The organism is Goodfellowiella coeruleoviolacea, assembly GCF_024171785.1.
Taxonomy (GTDB): Bacteria; Actinomycetota; Actinomycetes; order Mycobacteriales; family Pseudonocardiaceae; genus Goodfellowiella; species Goodfellowiella coeruleoviolacea.
On the sequence record NZ_JAMTCK010000006.1, the window covers coordinates 174,585 to 192,443 of the forward strand.

Genomic DNA, 17,859 nt, shown 5'->3' on the forward strand with positions numbered 1-17,859 from the left:
GGGAAGCACCTGACCTGCGGATTCGGTGCGACGAGGCCATCACGGGCGAGAACACCGGGTGGTGCGCGAACAGGAGGGGACATGCGACAGATCGCGGCTTTCGTGGCGGCGGCGGCACTGCTCGGGGTGGCCACCGGCGTCTTCCTGGCCACGGGCACGTTCGACCGGATCGACGGCTGGATCAACGTCGTCGGCCAGCGCGTCACCGCGGCCGCCGCCGACGCCCTGCCCGACCTGCCGGCCCCGGCCACGCTGGTGGCCTGGGGCCGGCAGAACCTGGCCGAGGCGGCGCAGGACTGGTTCACCAGGCAGTAACCGGCCGCGCCGACCACATCACCCCCTCGGGGCGGTCAGACGCACAGGCAGAACGGGTGCCCCGCCGGGTCGGCGAACACCCGGAACTCCTTGTGGCTGTCGTCGAGCAGCCGCGCCCCGGCCGAGACGGCGAACTCGTGGGCCGCGTCCATGTCGTCCACGTACAGGTCGAGGTGCAGCATCTGCGGCCGGGTCTGGTCCGGCCAGGTCGGCGGCTGGTAGTCGGCCGAGCGCTGGAAGGACAGCCGGTGCGCGCCGTCGGCGTCGTCCAGCATCACCCAGTCGCCGTCGTCCTCGGGATCCTCCCGCGTCCGCCAGCCCAGCAGCCTGGCGTAGAAGGAGGCCAGCTCCCTCGGGTCCGGGCAGTCCAACACCACCGAGCCGAAGCGAATGGTTCCGGCTCCAGTGGGCATCCCCATCACAACCACTCCCCTCACGTGGCCACGCCACGTCCGCAGTGCGATAACCGGCAAAACAATTTTGTGGGTTACCTTTCGGCGCGGCAACCCGGACGCCACTTACAGTGGAGGGGTGACTGGTCTGGCTGCCGGTGCTAGCACCGGGCAGGAAACCGGCTGGGACCGCGAGATCTACTCGCAGGATCGAGCCGTAGACACCGAGCACGATGTCGAGCTGCTGCTCGCCTTCCTCAACACCCGAGATGTCGAGACGGGCACCGACGTGCTGGACGACGAGGCCGCGTGGCGGGCCTGGGTCGCCGAGCGGGGCCTGGGCAGAAGCGGTGACCCGCGCCACGCCCGTGAGGTGCGCAACGCCCTGCGGGTGGCCGTCGGTGACCGCGAGGAGCAACACGGATCGGCCGGCGTGGTCGGGATGATTCAGATAGAACTGAGCCAGGGGGTGCCCACACTGGCGGCGACCGACGCCCTGAGCGGGGTGCTCGCCGCCGCCACCCGGCTCGCGGTACTCGGTTACTGGGAGCGGTTCAAGATCTGTCCGGCGCACGACTGCCGCTGGGCGTTCTTCGACCGGTCCCGCAACCGCTCCCGCACGTGGTGCTCCATGCAGGTGTGCGGCAACCGGGAGAAGGCCCGCAACTGGCGGGAACGCGCCAGGGGCGGCGCCCTCACCGTCTAGCACCCGCGCCGACCGGCGGGAACTCCCGCTGGCGGCAACACGAAGTCAACAAGTAGTCGATCAACAAGTCCGAACACCCGCGCCCGGTGGGGGACGGCACCCGCGTCCCCCACCGGCGTGCAACCCGGGCACGCCACCACCCGTCCCGCCCGGCCGGCTCTCCCGCGCCGCGCCCAGGTCAGAACAGCACCTGCGCGGCGGCGTAGATGACCAGCCCGGCGAGCGCGCCGACCACGGTGCCGTTGATCCGGATGAACTGCAGGTCCCGACCGACCTGCAACTCGATCTTGCGGGAGGTCTCGGTGGCGTCCCACCGCTCCACCGTGTCGGTGATCAGCGCGGTGATCTCGCCGCGGTAGTTGCGCACCACGTGCGCTGCGGCGCCCTCCAGCCAGCCGTCCACCTTGCCGCGCAGCCCGTCGTCGCTGATCAGCCGGCCGCCCAGGCTGGCGAGCCCGTCGCGCACCCGCAGCCGCAGCTCACTGGACGGGTCCTCGGCCGCGTCCAGCAGCATCTTCTTGGCGGTGCTCCACGCCGAGCCGATCACGTTGCGCACCTCGGGGTGCGCCAGCACCTGGTGCTTGACCTGCTCGGCGCGTTCCATGGTGGCCGGATCGTGCTGCAGGTCCTCGGCGAACTCGCTGAGGAACCGGTCCACGGCCAGCCGCATCGGGTGGTTCACGTCGGTCTTGACGGCCCAGGCGAAGGACAGCACCTCGTGGTAGACCTTGTCGGCCAGCAGCGAATCCACGAACCGGGGTGACCAGGACGGCGCCCGGTCGGAGACCACCCGGCTGACGGTCGCCTGGTTGTCCCGCACCCACTCGTAGGCCCGGTCGACCAGCAGGTCGACCAGCTTGTGGTGGGAGCCGTCGGCCAGCACCTGGGCCAGCAGCTTGCCCAGTGGCGGCCCCCACTGCTGGGCCACCAGCCGGCGCACCACGGCCTGCTCCAGCACGGCCTGCACGTCCTCGTCGCGCAGCACGGTGACCGCGCCCCTGGCCACGGTGGCCAGCTCGGAGGTGACCCGGTCGGCGTTGCCCGGCTGGCTCAGCCACGTGCCGAGGCGGCCGGCGATGTCGGCCCGCCGCAGCTTGTCCCGCACCACCGGCTCGGCCAGGAAGTTCGTGCCGACGAACTCGCCGAGGCTGCTGCCCAGCGCGTTCTTGCGGGTGGGGATGATCGCGGTGTGCGGGATGGGCAGTCCCAGCGGCCGGCGGAACAGCGCGGTCACCGCGAACCAGTCGGCCAGCGCGCCGACCATGCCGGCCTCGGCCGCGGCGCGCAGATAACCGACCCAGCCGGGCGCGCCCCGGGCCTCCTGCCAGCGGGTGATCAGGAAGATCACCGTCGCGCCGACCAGGAAGGCGGCGGCGACCAGCTTCATCCGCCGCAGGTCCCGCCGTTTGGTCTGTTCGGCCACGGTCACTTGCTCCACCACCCCATTGTCCGTGAGGATCGGTGGCCGTGCGTGAACCTGCTCTCGTGCCCCGCCTCCGGCCCTTCGCCGCGACGATCTTCGCGGAGATGACGGCACTGGCCCAGCGCGTCGGCGCGGTCAACCTGGGGCAGGGTTTCCCGGACACCGACGGTCCGGCCGCCATGCTGGCCGCGGCCAGGCAGGCCATCGCCGACGGGGTGAACCAGTACCCGCCCGGCCCCGGCAACCCGGACCTGCGCCAGGCGATCGCCGAGCACCGCGCCCGTTACGGCACCCACTACGACCCGGACACCGAGGTGCTGGTCACGGCCGGCGCCACCGAGGCCATCGCGGCCACCCTGCTGGGCCTGGTCGAGGCGGGCGAGGACGTGGTGCTGATCGAGCCCTACTACGACTCCTACGCCGCGGCCGTGGCCATGACCGGGGCCCGCCGCCGGGTGGTGTCGCTGGTCGAGGACCCGGAGACCGGCCGGTTCGGCCTGGACGTGGCGGCGCTGCGGGCGGCGATCGGCCCGAACACCAGGGCGGTTCTGCTCAACTCGCCGCACAACCCCACCGGGACCGTGTTCACCCGCGCCGAACTGGCCGCGGTGGCCGAGCTGTGCGTGGCGCACGACCTGATCGCCATCACCGACGAGGTCTACGAGCACCTGACCTTCGACGGGGCCGAACACGTTCCGCTGGCCACCCTGCCCGGCATGGCCGAGCGCACGGTGACGATCTCCGGTGCCGGCAAGACGTTCAACTGCACCGGGTGGAAGATCGGCTGGGCGTGCGGCACGGCCGAGCTGGTGGCCGCGGCGCGGGCCGCCAAGCAGTTCCTGACCTTCGTCAACGGCGCCCCGTTCCAGCCGGCCGTGGCCACCGCGCTGCGCCACGAACTGGGCTGGGTGGAGCAGCTGCGCGGCGAGTTGGCCCGCAAGCGCGACCGGCTGTCGGCCGGGCTGGCCGAGGCGGGGTTCGCGGTGCGGCCCTGCGCCGGCACCTACTTCGTGTGCGCGGACACCCGGCCGCTCGGCTTCGCCGACGGCGCTGAGCTGTGCTGGCAGCTTCCCGAGCGGATCGGCGTGGCCGCGGTGCCGGTGCAGGTGTTCACCGACCACCCCGAGCGGTGGCGGCACCTGATCCGGTTCGCGTTCTGCAAGCGTGACGACGTGCTCGACGAGGCCATCCAGCGGCTGCACAAGCTCGCCGAGGGCGCCTGACCATTCACACCCCAACTGACCGCACCCGTCGCACGCCCAATTCCCCACATCCGGGGACAGCACGCCGCCCGTTTTCCACCCCCACCACCGGCCCACTGCGCAACAACCACCGAACCGGCGATCGAGAATTCACGCCGATATCGGCGGAACAGCTCCCACCCGCGGTCAGAACAACACCACGCGACTCGACAACTGGCGCCGGCGGTCGGTATGCCGATCCCGGGCTTTCCTCCCCGTCAATCCGGCCCCGCCACCCGCCAGCTCACCTGATCGCCTGATCACCTAGTCGCCTGATCACCTGGTCGCCTGGTCGTCGCCGAACCACCCCGGTCACCCCACAACTCCCGGTCCACGCAACCGTTTACGCTGGTCAAGCACTAGTGTGCAGGACGTGCTGGCGCAGCACCCGGTCGACCGAGGCAGCCAACGCGAGTTCCGCCGCCGCGAACTCGTCCTGCTCGTGACTTCGACAGAACTCGGCTATCGCGCGCAACTTCTCCTGGCGCGCCGCCGCTATTCTGCGCTCGCATTCAACAATGGTTTCCAGGAGCACGTCCAGCTTTTCCTGACTCGACACGCCTCAATACTAGGACACCGCCACCGCGTTTTCATCGCTCGATCGTGTGTTCTCCACTCGCCACCACCCGACCAGCCTCCACCCGTGCACACACCAGAACGGTGGCCACGATCTTGGAATGGTCGGGAACAGCAACGACACATCGGCACTTCTCGTTCATTCCCGTCAACCGGAAATCAAAACCCGAAAAACGGACTCCGCCAGGAACAACCGGAATCCATTCGCCACGAACACCGCCCGACCCCGGCGCCCCGAACCACCCCACCGCCCCGGCTGATCAACCTGCTGACCTGCACAAACACCCCCGCCCTCCCAGGGGGGCGTCCCCTGGACCAGCCTATCCACCCCCACCCTACAAACCACCCCCCAACGCCGGCCTGTGGACAGATCGCCGCCCCTGTGGACAACCCTGCCTCCAATCGGGTGAACTGATACCGCGTTCCGCGCCACTCCCACCGCACCACTCCCACCGCACCACTTCCGCCGCACCCGCACGAATCCACCCGCGCGAATCCACCCGACCAACCCCACCCAGCACCGCCGCCCCCCAGCAGAGCCACCACCCAGCAGAGCCGCCAGCAAAACCGCCGGCAAAACCGCCGGCAGAGCCCCTGGCCCCGCCATCCGTCACCCGCTGCCAAAGCACACGAACCCGAGCTGCCCGTGCGCTGCCTGCGCCTCGGCCAACGCGGCAGCCGGTGCCAGCCCGGCCCGCAGCCCCCGGTGCAGCGCCAGCATCACGTCGGTGGCGCGGTCATCCGGCACCGGCAGCAGGCTGGCCACCAGCGTGCTCACGCCCTGCCGCAGCAGCACCGACGCCAGCCCGCACAGTTCGTCGGGCTGGTCCGCACCGCCCGGCCCCCCACCGGTCCCTGGCTCAGGACCGCCGCCCCAGCCGCCGACCAACCCGGTGTCGCAGCCGGACAGCACCACCAGCTTCGGTGGCCGGGCGAGCCGCTCCAGGTCGTAGCCGTACAGCGGCCCGTCGGCCAGACACAGGTGGGAGAACAGCGGCTGGTCACCGCGGAACCGGCCGTGCGCCGCGAGGTGCACGACAGCGCGGTTGGCCATGCCGGCCAGCACCGCCCCGGTGGTCGCCGCCGACCCGACCAGCAACACCCCACCGTGCTGTCGGCGCAGCGCGCCCACCTCGCGCTCCGCACCCGGCAACCCCGGTCCAGCCGCCCACAACGCACCCGAAGCCGCCGCGGACCGGGCGGCGCGGCGGGCCCGCAGCCAGCACCGCGCCGACGGCGCCACCGAGACCGGCCGGCCCGAGCAGGACGGCAGCACCGACCACGGCAACGCGTGCAGGGCACCGGCCGGGAGCACCACCAGGCTCCGGTCCCCCAGCAGCGACCGCACCGGCCGCAGCAGCAGGTCGTCCAGCCGCGCGGCCGCGTGGCCGACGGCCCTGCCCGCCCGCGCCGTGCGCTGACCCGCCAGCACGGTCATGGCGAACCGCAACGCCTCGATCTCGGCCACCACCGGGGCGAGGGGGCCGAGCCGGCGCAGCCGCACCCGGCCGTCGGCCACGACCACCACCAGCAGCCGCCCCTGGTGCACGAGGTAGTCGAGGAACACGGCGTCGCCCAGTTCGGCGAACAGCTCGGCGGGCCGCAGGGGCTGGTCGGCCGCCGGACCGGCGGGCGCGGCCACCGCCAGCCGGCGCACGGCGCGCTCCTCCTCGGCCGCGCCGCGCCGCACGGCCAGGCGCAACCGCACCAGCGCGTCGGCCAACTCGGGGTCGCGGGGCGGCAGCACGGCCGGTCTGGTGAGCAGGCTGTCCCGGCACTGCTCGGCCCAGGCCAGCACGGTGCGCGCCCGCCCGGTGGCCAGCGCGTGCGCCATGCCCAGCCGCGCGAGCTGCGCCACCGGCCAGTTCACGCTGACCCGCAGCTCGCTGGATCCCAGGGCGGCGCGCTGCCTGGCCACCAGGACGAGCCCGGCGCGGCACGCGGCGAGTGCGGCACGCCGGTCACCTCGGGCGGTGGCCAGCAGCGCCGAAGCCAGCCACGCCATGGCGCGCAACTGGGCGAGGCCGCTGTCCCGGTGGCCGGCCACCAGGCCCAGCAGGTCCCCGGCCAGCCCGGCCGCGCCCTGCTGGGCGGCCACCCGCGCGGCGGCCAGCCGCAGTTCGGCCGCGGCCACCGGCCAACCGGACCGGTCGCAGGCCGCGGCGGCGTGCCGGGCCAGCCGCAGCACCCCGGCCGAGGTCTCGCCGCCGGCCAGCCGGGCGCGCACGCGCAGCGCCACGGCCAGCGGCACCCAGTTCGCCCGGTGGTGCTGGCGCAGCAGGCTGACCGCCACGGCCGAGGCGCGCGCCGCCGTGTCGACGTCCCCCTGGTGCAGGGCGCACCTGCCCAGCATCAGCAGGGCCTCGGCCAGCCGGGTGTGCCTGGCCGCCGCCCGCAGTTGGCTGACCGCGTGCCCGAGCACGCTCCGGGCCTCGGTGAGCAGGCCGGCGGCCAGCAGCGCCTCGGCCCAGTCCACCAGTGCCTCGGGTCGCCTGGTGGGGCACACCCCTTCCCGGGCGGCCCGCTCGTAGAGGGCCAGCGCGGTGGGCAGCCGGCCGGCCAGTCCGGCGACGAACCCGATGTTGTGCAGGCACATGGCGGCGCGGCCGGTCTCGCCCAGCCGGAGCAGCAGCCGCCTGGCCGTGCGGAGGTCGGCTTCGGCCGCAGCCAGCCGGCGCGCGTAGGCCCGACCAACCCCCCTGCCGATCAGGGCGTTGGCCAGCCAGTGCGGGTCGGCGTGCCGGCGCAGGGCCCGCACGGCCGATGACAGTTCGGGCAGCGCGCGGTCCAACCGACCGGCCTCGCACAGGGCCAGGCCGCGCAGGCAGCGGCTGCGGGCCAGCTCCCGGCCAGCAAGTCCGGGCTCGGCCAGGTCGAGTTGGCGCAGGCTCTCCGCGACCGCGCCCCGGTCCAGCTCGATCCAGGCGAGCGTCAGCCGACACCCGGCCACCAGGTCGGGTCGACCGGCGGCGGCTGCCAGGTGGATGGCCTGGTGCAACCGGGGCAGGGCAAGTTCGCCCCGACCCAGCTCGATCTGCGCGAGCGCGCTGGCCTGCCTGGTCAGCACCGCGGCCTCACTCCACTCGCGCAGCCCGCCACCGCCATCGGCGGCGACCGCGTCGAGCCGGTGCAGCAGCCCGGTGGCGTCGGCAAACACCTGCTCCGGTGCCCTGCTCGCCCGCTCCACCAGCAGCCGGGCGGCGGCCCTGGCCTCGGCCGCGCGCGGCACACCAGCCAGCGCGGTCGGCGCGCGCACCAGACCGGTGGGGGCGGTCGCGCCACGCGTGCCGGTCACGAGACGAACCAGTCGGTGGCCGCGGCGGTCGCGCCCGGCTGGTGCAGCAGGAAGCTCACCGGCCCCACGGGAACGCCGGACAGCCGAAACCGCCCGACCTCGTCGACCGGGGCGCGCAGCCGTCCCCTGGGCCACCGCACCACCACCGCGCTGGCCGGTCGCACCGGCCCGACCAGGCCCAGCACCGCGCGTCGGCCGCGCACGGCCGGGCCGAGCCACACGTCCAGCCGGACCACGTCGGCGAGCGTGAACCCCAGGATGCGCGCGGTCGGGCGGGTGCCGCGCAGCAGCAACCCGCCGCCGCACCCGGCATCGGCGTCCGCCGGGGAATCCGCGTCAGGTGGGCAAGAACCGTCGCGTCCGGGTTCGACCGCCTGGTCCGGGTCCCCCGCGGAGTCGGCGCACAGGGTGAACCGGTCGACGTCGGACTGGCCGGCGACCAGGGGCAGGGCCGCGGTCGCGTCGGCGACCACCTGGGCCGGGGCCGGGTCGCGCGCCTCGAACAGGCCGGCCACCTCGGCCAGCAGGGCCAGGTCCGTGTCGTGCCAGCGCTGCCTCACCCGGCCGCCTCCTCAAGCACGCCGGCCGCGAGCACCTTGCGCCGCAGTTCGGCCAGGCAGCGGGTTCTGGTGGGGCCGAGGCTGCCGACGGGCATGCCGATCGCCCTGGCGATCTGCGGATAGGTCAGTTCGGGGGCGAAGGCCAGGTAGCGCAGGATCTGCTGACAGCGTTCGGGCAGGCCGACGAAGGCCCGCCACAGCGCACCGGCCCGGTCCGCGGCCACGGCGTGGTCCTCGGGACCCGGACCGGGATCGCGCTCCGCGCCGGTCGGGGACGGGGTCCACCACCGCGGTGGCGTTTCCCGGCCGCGCACGGCCGCCACCCGCAGCGCCTCCCGGCGCGCGGTGGTGGCCAGCCACGCGGCGAGCCTGGCCGAATCGCGCAGCGCGCCCAGGTTCTCGGCCAGGATCAGCCAGGTGGTCTGGCTGACGTCGGCGGCGTCGGCCGGCTCCAGCCGAACCGACCGCGCCACTGTCCACACCAGACCCGCGTACCGGTCCACCAGCGCGCGCCACGCGTCCTGGTCGCCGTTTCTGGCCAGGTCCACCAGTTCCGCCGTGTCCCGTTCCGGCACCCGTCGCTCCTTCCTCTGCCGTGCGTGGGTGGCGACACGGGTTGGAAGGAGGTCACGGCCGCGCTGTTCCCCAATACCCCCGAACGAGTGGCACCCTCCGCTGCCGCGGACGGCGTGACACCGTCCACTGCCGCAGACGGCACCGAGCGGGTCAGCGCCGAGCGCCTCAGCGCGGCACGGGTCAGCGCGGCACCGGGTGGCGTTCGCAGGCCGCCGCCCTGGCCCGCGCCGGGTCCAGCCCGCTGTGGCGCAGCGCGGCCACCTCGGCGGCGACCCTGGGGGCGGCGAAGGACGTGCCGCTCCACCTGGCGAAGCCGTACGACCTGGTCTCGGTGCCCGGCGCGGTGTCGTTGCGGGCCGGGCGGAGCCGGACGTAGCTGCTCACCACGTCCACGCCCACGGCGGCGGCGTCCACCCAGGGGCCGTGGTTGGAGAACGCGGCCAGCCGCCCGTCCGGGTGGGTCGCGGCCACCGCCAGCACCTCGGGCAGGGCGGCCGGCCAGAACGGCCGGGATGTGGCGCCGTTGCCGGCGGCGGCCACCACCACGGCGTCGTCGAACAGCGCGATCTCCCGGCGCAGCAGCGGCGGGCAGGTGTTGTCGCTGGTGTGGCAGCCGGCGGTGAGCACCAGCACGTCGAGGGGCATCCGCTGGGCCGAGGCGGTCCGCCTGATCCGGCGCAGGCCGGCGGCCACGGTCAGGTCGTCGGTGAGGCCGAACGAGGACAGCACGCGCTGGTGGCGCAGGGTCGCGCCGGGCGCGTGTTGCAGCACCACACCGGCGACGAAGGTGCCGTGGCCGGCCTGCCGGTCCTGCCCTGGGCTGCCGTCCCCGTCGAGCACCTCGGGGGAGAGTCCCCACTCGGCCAGCCAGCTGCGCCTGGCGAACCACGGGTGCGGGTCCAGGCCGGTGTCCAGCACGGCCACGCTCACCGGCGGGTGCCAGGTCAGCTCCGGCGGTGCCGGCACCGGAGCGGTCCGGTCGGCCTCGGCGCCGGTGCCGACCATGAGCGGGGTGCCGACCATCAGGGGTGTGCCGATCATCAGCGGCGCGCCGATGTGCACGTGGTTGGCCGCCACCGGGATGTGCTGGCCGACGTCCTGCGCGATGTGCACGCACCGGTCGCGTTCGCTGGCCCGCAGGTGGATCCTGGCCAGGTTCAGCTCCTCGGTCGGCTCAACCCGCTCGATCCACCGGCCCAGCCGGTCCACGACGTGGCCGAGGCCGTCCGGGGTGACCACCAGCTCCCCCGCCCGGACCAGACACTCCCCCGGCCCGCCGGCGTCGTGCAGCAACAGGTCGGTCCAGTGCGCCCGCCACTCCTCGACCAGCTCAGCCAGGGAGACGTGGCGCTCACTCTCCGTTGATTGATTGTCCACGATGGACACCTTGCCGCACACACACAGTGTCCAAAATGGATTTGTCGAGTGATCACCCGGACCAGTGAACGCGACAGACCGTGTCCGCCGGTTCCCTTACCACTCCACGCGGCGGCGGCAAGTCGCCTTTATGGGTGGTTCACTCCGGGGGAGTTCGTAAAACGGGTCATAGGTGCTAGACATATGCACGTCGTCGACGCGCGGCACGCCGCGTCGCCGGTTACGAACGGTGGTGATAGCCGTGACCCCGACGGGTGCGGTGGGTCGCGTTGGCGCACGCGTGCGCGTCCTCGCGCTGCGCGTGCTTGCCGTCGCCGGGTTCACCACGATCGCCTGGCTGGCTGCCAGCGCCGCGGCGTCAGCGGCGACCGCCGACAGCGCGGCGCTCGCCACCGCGCCCAGCCCGCTCCCCGCCGTCTCCGCCCAACCGGCCGGCTCCGCACCAGCGACGCCAACGACCGCCGCTGGTTCACCGGCCCAGCGGACCGAGGACACCGCCGCCGACGCGAACAGCGCGCCCGCGGCGCCCGTTGCTGGTTCCGGCTCGACCCGGATCGATCAGCAGCCGCCCACCCTCCCCCAGCCCGGCCTGACCCGGTCTGCCGTGCCCCGCTCTGACGCGCCCCCCTCTGACGCGTCCCAGTCGGTCCCGACCGGCCCGAACCCCCAGGCGCCGGCGCTGTCCTGCCTGGCCGCCGCGAGCGACTGGCTGAGGTCGACCGCGGCCAACGTGGTGGACACGGTCGGTCTGCCGGTTCCCGCTCCCACCGCTCCGGTCCCGCACCCGGGCCCGCTGCCCGGCGATCACCCCGGCCCCGGCCTGGGCCTGCTGCCCGGCACGGGCTCCGACTCCGACCAGGACGCCTTCCCCGCCCCCGGGACCGGGCTGCCCGACACCGGTGCGCTCCACCCGGTCCCGTGGCCGGAGCCGGGTGACGCCACCGCACCGCCCGACACCGACATTGACATCGACACCGGTGCCAACCCCGGGGGCGAGGACCTGCCCCAGAACAGCGCGCTGACCCCGGCCGTGCCCGGGGTGTCGGCCACCGCGGCCACCGCGGCCGGGTCGGCCGGGACCGCCGCCAGCAAGGTGGCGACCAAGGAGCGCACCACCGGCACGGCACCGGCAACCGGCGTCAAGCCGCCCCTGCCGGACGCGCCGCACACCCCGTCGGTCCCGCAGCCCCCGCAGCAGCCGGCCGCACCCGGTGCCACCCTGCACCCGGGCGAGCCCTCCGCCGGGGCCAGGGGCGGCGCCCCCGGCTCGCTGCCGACGCACGCGGCCCTGTGGCCGCCGCTCGGCTTAACCTCCAGCCCGTCCGCCGAGCACCAGCCGGTGGACCGCGGTCCGGGGTTGCCCACCACCACCCCCGACTGACCTGCCCAGCGCCAGGTTCGCGGTGCGTCGTGCCGCGGGCACGGCCCGGTCGCCGGTGGCGGCGCCACAGCGCGTTTCCGACCCCGTGATCAGCGGCTGACCAGCGAACCTGTCCGCTCCTGCCGGAGTTCGCGCCGGTGAGCCGGGTCACCGTGCCGTTGGCGCGCTCCCGCCTCAGCGCTCAACCCGCTCATCTGGTTCTCCACCCACCCGACTTCCCGACCTGACCACCGCGCCCGGTCAGGTCGGGGTCGCCCGGTGCCGCGTTGCCCCCGCGGTGCTCGGGCCGCCCGAGGTGGTTGCCGTCTGGTCCGGCACATCGAGGGGCTGTATCGGACCAGATCCCCTGCGCGACCGCCGCCGGCCGGGGGCTTCCGCTGACCACGGAGGCCCCCGGCCGACAGGGCACACCGCGCCGCAGTTCCCGCCCCCAGCCGCACGCCGCCGGCCTCACATCGCCGGCCTCACCCCACCGACTTCACGTCGCCGGCCTCACGTCGCCGGAACGACCCCGTCCTCGCAGTCCTGGCCACCCCGCACGGCAGCGCCGACCCCACAGCCGCCGGCCCGTCCCGCGTCCGCCCCGCACACCGATGCCGAGGCGAGGCCGAGCCGGCGCACCGCGTCCCGCAGCACGTCCTCGGCCAGCACGAACGGCAGCCGCAACCACCGCTCCAGCCCGCCGTGGGCGCTGAACCGGGATCCTGGCGCCAACCGGAGACCGTGGTTCTGCGCGGACACCGCGATCCGGGTGCTCACCGGTGCCGGCAGGTGGCACCAGAGGTTGAGACCGCCGGAGGGCAGCCGGAAGGACCACTCGGGCAGGGTCGCCCGCAGCTCCTCGGCGAGCACGTCCCGCAGCCGCGCCAGCTCCCGCCGCCTCGGCGGCAGCAGGCGGTCGCTGTCGGCCAGCAACTGGGCGAGCACGACCTGCTCGAACACGGGCGAGCCCAGGTCGATCGCCGGGCGCACCGACACCAGCCGGTTGACCATCTCCCTCGGCGCCCGCAGCCAGCCCAGCCGCAGACCGCCCCAGTAGGCCTTGCTCGCCGAGCCGATGGTGATCACCACGTCCTCGGCGAACGAGGCCACCGGTGGCGGACCGTCCAGCGGGTCGCCCTCCAGGTCGATCTCCACGTACGTCTCGTCGACCATGGCCAGGGTCCTGGTCCTGGTCAGCGCGGCGGTCAGGCGCTGCCGCCCCTCGGCGTCCAGCCGCAGCCCGGTGGGGTTGTGGAAGTCGACGATGAAGTAGGCGAGCCTGGGCGCCGCCTGCCGCAGGGCCGCCTCCACACCGTCCAGGTCCCACCCGTCCTCGGTGAGCGCGACCGGAACGGGAATGGCGTGCGCGGCGCGGATCGAATCCAGGATGTTGCAGTAGGTCGGGGACTCGACCAGCACCCGGTCGCCCGGTGAGACCAGCAGTTGCAGGGCGAGCGCGAACGCGTGCTGGGCGCCGTTGGTGACCAGGATCTGGTCGGCGGTGGTCGGCAGGCCACGCGCCACGTACCGGTCGGCGATGCGCTGCCGCAGCTCGGGGATGCCGTACTCGTAGTAGCCGTGCTCGGCCAGTTCCCCGGCGACGCGCGGGGTGGCCGCCTCGATGGCCGCGGCAACGCCGGGCATGGCGAACGGCGCCGCCCTGGCCAGGTCGATCATGCCGTGGCCGACCATGGGGGTGTCGCCGCCTCGGCTGCCGGTGCCCCTGGGCAGGGCGACCCAGGAGCCGGCCCCGCGCCTGCTGGCCACCAGCCCGTCCGCGCGCAGCTGTTCGAGGGCGGCGGTGACCATGGTCCGGCTGACCCCGAGCGCCTCGGTCAGCTCCCGTTCGGCTGGGAGCCGGGTGCCGGGCGGCAACCGACCGTCCAACACCAGCATCCGGATGCCCGCGGCGAGGTCGGCCGAGCCCTGCCGGGCGCCGCGGCGGCGCCAGTGGCCGAGTGACTGGGACAGGCGGCGGGCGGACATCCGGGCAGCCAGCGGTGGAACCTCGCTACTCATGTGGCCAATTATTTAGTATTGGCTATCGAAGTACAGCCACTTGCCGTCAATGATGGCCACATGGCCACTGTTGAGCTGCATCCACTACCGGTGACCGTCCAGCCAGGGCGCCGTCTGGTCCGATTAGCCGTGGGGTTGGCCCTGTACGGGATGAGCATGGGCCTGCAGGTGCGCGGCGCGCTCGGCCTGAACCCGTGGGACGTGCTGCACCAGGGACTGACCCAGCTCACCGGCATGAGCTTCGGCCTGATCACCATGATCACCGGCGCGGTGGTGCTGCTGTGCTGGATTCCGCTCCGCCAGCGGCCCGGTGTGGGCACGGTGGCCAACGTGGTCGTCATCGGGGTGTCGGTGGACGCGACCCTGGCCGTGCTGGCCACCCCGGAGTCGCTGCTGGCCCGCATCGTCCTGATGGTCGCCGGCATCGTGCTCAACGGGGTGGCCGCCGCCCTCTACATCGGGGCGCGGCTGGGCCCGGGCCCCCGGGACGGCCTGATGACCGGACTGTCCCGGCGCACCGGCTGGTCGCTGCGGCTGACCCGCACCGGAATCGAGTTGACCGTGCTGGTGATCGGCTGGCTGCTGGGTGGCACGGTCGGTGTGGGCACGGTGCTCTACGCGATCAGCATCGGCCCGTTGACCCAGGCGTTCCTGCCCTTCCTGGTGTGGCGGCCGACCGCGCCCGAGGTGGCCGCGCCCGCGTCGTGACCTGCTCGCCCAGTCGCGGGTGCCTTGTCGGGGTGGCCAACTAGGGTCGGTGCCATGCCGAGCATCGAGGTCGCCGAGCAGGCCGGGGTGGGGCTGGACGGGCTCGCCCGGCCGACCGAGGACCGCGTGGTGGTGCTGCCGCACGCGGTGGTGCTGCTCGACGGTGCCACCGCCACCCGCCCCGACGCGCGCAGCGGCGGCTGGTACGCGCAGCAGCTCTCCCTGGCGATCGGCCAGCGGCTGGCCGCCGCACCAGCGGCGAACCTGGTCGACCTGCTGGCCGACGCCATCGCGGCGGTCGCCGCGGAACACGGCCTGACCCCGGGGGACTCGCCGTCGAGCACGGTGGCGATCGCCCGGTGGACCGAGCACGGGGTGGACGCGCTGGTGCTGGCGGACAGCCCGGTCGTGGCGTTCACCCGGGACGGGGCGGCCCTGCCCCTGGTCGACGAGCGGCTGGCCCTGCTGCCCCGGCCGGGTGGCTACCGGGCCCGGTTGCGCGGTGGCGGGGGCTACGGCGGTGATCACGCGGCCGCGGTGCGCGAGTCCGCCGAGCGGGTGGGCGCGCTGCGCAACCGGCCCGGCGGTTTCTGGGTGGCCGAGGCCGATCCGGCTGCCGCGCGCCACGCGGTGACCGCGAGCTGGCCCCGCGCCGAGCTGACCGCGGTGCTGCTGGCCAGCGACGGGGTGTCCTGCGGGGTGGACGACTACGGCGTGTTCCCGGACTGGACGGCCGTGCGGAACCTGGCCGCCGACCAGGGTGCGCAAGCGGTGCTGGACCGGGTGCGAGCCGCCGAACTGAGCGACCCCACCGGCCAGCGCTGGCCCCGCCCGAAGGTCCACGACGACCAGGCCCTGGCCCTGGTCAACTTCGCCGAGTAGGTCAACCCACTCACCCGATCGGGACGCGAGTTATCCACACCGGCCGCGGTTATCCACAGCCCACCAGCTAACCGTGATCCACACCACGCCCCACGGATAGGCTGGAGCCGGGGTCGCCCCCCTGGGAGGGCGGGGGCTGCGCTCAGGTCGGAATGTGACGAAGGTCATCTGCCCTCATCAGCTCGGGCACTGAGCGGCCTTGCGCGCCGATTGGGTTGGGCGCGGGGTGCTGGCGGGGCGGGCCGGCGGCGAGCGCCCGCAGAGACGACAAAACCCGCCGGGGGAACCGACGGGCTTCGGGTGGGTGGATCTGCACTTCGTTGAAGACTGTGGCCAGGGCCGGGGTCGAACCGGCGACCTTCCGCTTTTCAGGCGGACGCTCGTACCGACTGAGCTACCTGGCCTCAAGCGCCCGACCTTACTGGTCGGGCGCTACCTGCGACCCTGACGGGACTCGAACCCGCGACCTCCGCCGTGACAGGGCGGCGCGCTAACCAACTGCGCCACAGGGCCTTGCGGCCTTTGTTGCCGTGCCCCCAACGGGATTCGAACCCGCGCTGCCGCCTTGAAAGGGCGGAGTCCTAGGCCGCTAGACGATGGGGGCTTGGTCCTTGGACCGGCCCTCCAACGGCTGCCCGTTGGAAGCATCGAAAGCATAGGACACGAACCCCTGATCCTCCAAAACGGGGGTCCTCAAAGCTTCTGACCTGCGGTTTTGTCGAGCACTTCGGGGCTGCGGGGCGGCCAGCCGGCCCTTCGACCCGATCAACCCAGCCCCGCGCACCCCGCGGCCGACCCCCGCGCCGACGCGCTCGTCAGCCCGCCGCAGAGCCGTCAGCCACCGCCGGAGGTGGCATTCGCGGTCCACCGCAACGCCCCAAGATCCCGTTCTGACCAGCCAATACGACGAATGACAGACGGCGCGCCCTGACCTCGCGCGCTCGGATCGATCGCGGCAGACACGGTCGGCACCGGTGCGGTGAACGGGCTGCGCGGGCCGGATCAACCGGACGTGGTGACGTTGGTCACGTGGCGACGTCGCCGGCGCAGGGCGTGATGTCGCGCCATTCCGGGGCGGCCACCCCGCACAGCAGGTAGCGCCAGATCTCCCGCATGCGCGTGCCGCCGTCCAGCTCCCGGTCGGGGGTGTCGGCGAGGGCCTGCACGCCGGCGGCGGCAGCGCAGATCACCCTGGCGGCCTCAACCGGGTCGACCCAGTGCTGCAACTGCCCCAGGCGCTGTGCGTCCACCAGCAGGCCGGCCAGCACGCGTTCCCAGGTCGACCACCCGGCCGACGGCGCGGCGCCGACCAACTCCGACTCGGCGGCCAGGCGGGTGCCGGCCCGCACCACGGCGTCGCGGGTGAGCAACCAGATCATCTCGTCGACGAACCCGATCAGGGTGCGCAGCGGGTCGAGCCCGCGATCGCGCCAGCGCTGGTAAACCGAGGGCAATACGTCGTCCCGGGCCTGGATCAGGGTGACCGCGAGGCTTTCCTTTGACCGGAAGTGGAAGTAGAAAGCGCCTTTGGTCACTCCGCTGCGGGACAGGATCGAACTCAACGACGCGCCGGCGTACCCACAGCGGTCAAACTCCTCGGCGGCGGCGAGGAGGATCGCGTTCCTGGTCGCTTGCGCCCGGCGCTGCTGGGACATCGCGGCTCCGGCTCGTGGGTCGGGGCAGGGCGGCGTCTCTAGCCCTCCCCAATTCGAGCCACCGCGCGCACTGGAAGTTGATCACCAGCACTACGAGAAGTTACCCCGTCACCCGTGTGGTGTACAGCCACCACCCGTACGCCGCAATTTAGTAAGAATTATCGCAACTGACGGTTGACAAACGGCGAAATGTTGCCGCGAAAGAGACCGATCGGTATGTTTTCCGTTGATGGCTCCTGTGCAGGCGCGCTTCGGGGGGTGCGCGTCTCGGGGGAGCCACACCAGGTGGGGCGTGCGACGTCGGGGCGCCCCACGCTCGGAGCGGGTGGGGGCCATGATCATGTCGATCTGGCAACCCCACCGCTCCGGACGGGCCACTCGACCCGTCCGGCCGGCCACGACGAACCGACGTCGCCTACCGCTGGACCGCTGGCGGGCCGTCCTCCGCGGGCGCCAACCCGAGCATGTCCAGCAGCAGCCGGCAGTCGTCGGCGTCCTGCGCTCCCCGGGCCACGGCGATGCGTGCCCGGTGAACCTGGTCGTCCGAGACGCGCGAGGGCTCCCCGGTGCGCTGGGCCGGCACCGTGGGTGAGTGCCGGATGGTGAAATCGTCCTGTTGCCACAAGAACTTGCGAACTTCTAGGGACCCGCTCATGGCTGCCTCCCCGACTTGAGGTTCGGGGCGAGGCTAAGCGCCGTCCCAACACCCCCGCAGCCCCCCGGAGAGTGATTCACCAGACACTTTCGGTGACGATCAGTAGTGTTGGGCCG

16 protein-coding genes and 3 tRNA genes are annotated in these 17,859 nt (G+C 73.3%); 6 read left to right on the forward strand and 13 right to left on the reverse strand.

Going from position 1 to position 17,859, the window contains the following annotated elements; translation table 11 throughout:
• Positions 1–81: 81 nt before the first annotated feature.
• Entirely contained in the window at positions 82–315 is a 234-nt protein-coding gene (locus tag LX83_RS14665; protein WP_253771527.1) for a hypothetical protein, read from the forward strand.
• Positions 316–350: 35 nt separating this feature from the next.
• Here the strand turns inward: LX83_RS14665 and LX83_RS14670 are convergent, their stop codons facing one another.
• Entirely contained in the window at positions 351–728 is a 378-nt protein-coding gene (locus LX83_RS14670) for a VOC family protein (protein ID WP_407649572.1), read from the reverse strand.
• A gap of 175 nt (positions 729–903) precedes the next feature.
• Here LX83_RS14670 and LX83_RS14675 point away from each other — a divergent pair, with 175 nt between their 5' ends.
• A complete protein-coding gene (locus tag LX83_RS14675) occupies positions 904–1,413 on the forward strand; it encodes a CGNR zinc finger domain-containing protein (RefSeq protein WP_253772019.1) in 510 nt (169 codons plus the stop codon).
• 178 nt (positions 1,414–1,591) lie between these two features.
• Here LX83_RS14675 and LX83_RS14680 read toward each other — a convergent pair whose 3' ends face one another.
• Positions 1,592–2,800 (reverse strand): DUF445 domain-containing protein, encoded by a 1,209-nt coding sequence (locus LX83_RS14680; RefSeq protein ID WP_253772021.1) that lies wholly within the window; start codon positions 2,798–2,800, stop codon positions 1,592–1,594.
• 80 nt (positions 2,801–2,880) lie between these two features.
• Between LX83_RS14680 and LX83_RS14685 the strand changes: the two genes are divergently transcribed.
• Positions 2,881–4,059: a pyridoxal phosphate-dependent aminotransferase gene (locus LX83_RS14685; protein ID WP_253771531.1), complete on the forward strand. Its 1,179-nt coding sequence runs from the start codon at positions 2,881–2,883 to the stop codon at positions 4,057–4,059.
• Positions 4,060–4,429: 370 nt separating this feature from the next.
• Here LX83_RS14685 and LX83_RS14690 read toward each other — a convergent pair whose 3' ends face one another.
• The 5 genes from LX83_RS14690 to LX83_RS14710 form a co-directional block, all read right to left on the reverse strand.
• Positions 4,430–4,636, reverse strand: a complete 207-nt coding sequence (locus tag LX83_RS14690) for a hypothetical protein (protein WP_253771533.1) — start codon at positions 4,634–4,636, stop codon at positions 4,430–4,432.
• Positions 4,637–5,263: 627 nt separating this feature from the next.
• Positions 5,264–7,948 carry a CHAT domain-containing protein gene (locus tag LX83_RS38410; protein ID WP_253771535.1) on the reverse strand — a complete coding sequence of 895 codons (2,685 nt, stop codon included), beginning with the start codon at positions 7,946–7,948 and terminating at the stop codon, positions 5,264–5,266.
• Positions 7,945–8,508, reverse strand: coding sequence for a hypothetical protein (locus tag LX83_RS14700; RefSeq protein WP_253771537.1), 564 nt, complete (start codon positions 8,506–8,508; stop codon positions 7,945–7,947). Before LX83_RS14700 ends, LX83_RS38410 begins: the two co-directional genes overlap by 4 nt.
• Positions 8,505–9,083, reverse strand: coding sequence for an RNA polymerase sigma factor (locus tag LX83_RS14705; RefSeq protein ID WP_253771539.1), 579 nt, complete (start codon positions 9,081–9,083; stop codon positions 8,505–8,507). The genes LX83_RS14700 and LX83_RS14705 overlap by 4 nt, the downstream gene beginning before the upstream one ends.
• A gap of 181 nt (positions 9,084–9,264) precedes the next feature.
• The gene (locus tag LX83_RS14710; protein ID WP_253771541.1) at positions 9,265–10,461 is read right to left on the reverse strand and encodes a S8 family peptidase; all 1,197 of its coding nucleotides are present in this window, start codon (positions 10,459–10,461) and stop codon (positions 9,265–9,267) included.
• Positions 10,462–10,702: 241 nt separating this feature from the next.
• Here LX83_RS14710 and LX83_RS14715 point away from each other — a divergent pair, with 241 nt between their 5' ends.
• Positions 10,703–11,842 carry a hypothetical protein gene (locus tag LX83_RS14715; RefSeq protein ID WP_253771543.1) on the forward strand — a complete coding sequence of 380 codons (1,140 nt, stop codon included), beginning with the start codon at positions 10,703–10,705 and terminating at the stop codon, positions 11,840–11,842.
• A 492-nt stretch (positions 11,843–12,334) separates the two neighbouring features.
• Here the strand turns inward: LX83_RS14715 and yczR are convergent, their stop codons facing one another.
• Complete coding sequence (gene yczR / locus LX83_RS14720; protein ID WP_253771546.1) at positions 12,335–13,843, reverse strand: MocR-like transcription factor YczR; 1,509 nt, start codon at positions 13,841–13,843, stop codon at positions 12,335–12,337.
• Positions 13,844–13,903: 60 nt separating this feature from the next.
• Here yczR and yczE point away from each other — a divergent pair, with 60 nt between their 5' ends.
• Positions 13,904–14,551, forward strand: coding sequence for a membrane protein YczE (yczE, locus tag LX83_RS14725; RefSeq protein ID WP_253771548.1), 648 nt, complete (start codon positions 13,904–13,906; stop codon positions 14,549–14,551).
• A gap of 54 nt (positions 14,552–14,605) precedes the next feature.
• Entirely contained in the window at positions 14,606–15,433 is an 828-nt protein-coding gene (locus tag LX83_RS14730) for a protein phosphatase 2C domain-containing protein (RefSeq protein WP_253771550.1), read from the forward strand.
• 330 nt (positions 15,434–15,763) lie between these two features.
• Here LX83_RS14730 and LX83_RS14735 read toward each other — a convergent pair.
• The 5 genes from LX83_RS14735 to LX83_RS14755 form a co-directional block, all read right to left on the reverse strand.
• Positions 15,764–15,837: transfer RNA gene (locus LX83_RS14735), tRNA-Phe, on the reverse strand.
• Positions 15,838–15,872: 35 nt separating this feature from the next.
• Positions 15,873–15,946 (reverse strand) — tRNA-Asp (locus LX83_RS14740).
• An 18-nt stretch (positions 15,947–15,964) separates the two neighbouring features.
• Positions 15,965–16,037, reverse strand: a tRNA-Glu gene (locus tag LX83_RS14745).
• 421 nt (positions 16,038–16,458) lie between these two features.
• Positions 16,459–17,088, reverse strand: a complete 630-nt coding sequence (locus LX83_RS14750; RefSeq protein WP_253771552.1) for a ScbR family autoregulator-binding transcription factor — start codon at positions 17,086–17,088, stop codon at positions 16,459–16,461.
• A gap of 415 nt (positions 17,089–17,503) precedes the next feature.
• A complete protein-coding gene (locus LX83_RS14755) occupies positions 17,504–17,743 on the reverse strand; it encodes a hypothetical protein (protein ID WP_253771554.1) in 240 nt (79 codons plus the stop codon).
• Positions 17,744–17,859: the final 116 nt, after the last annotated feature.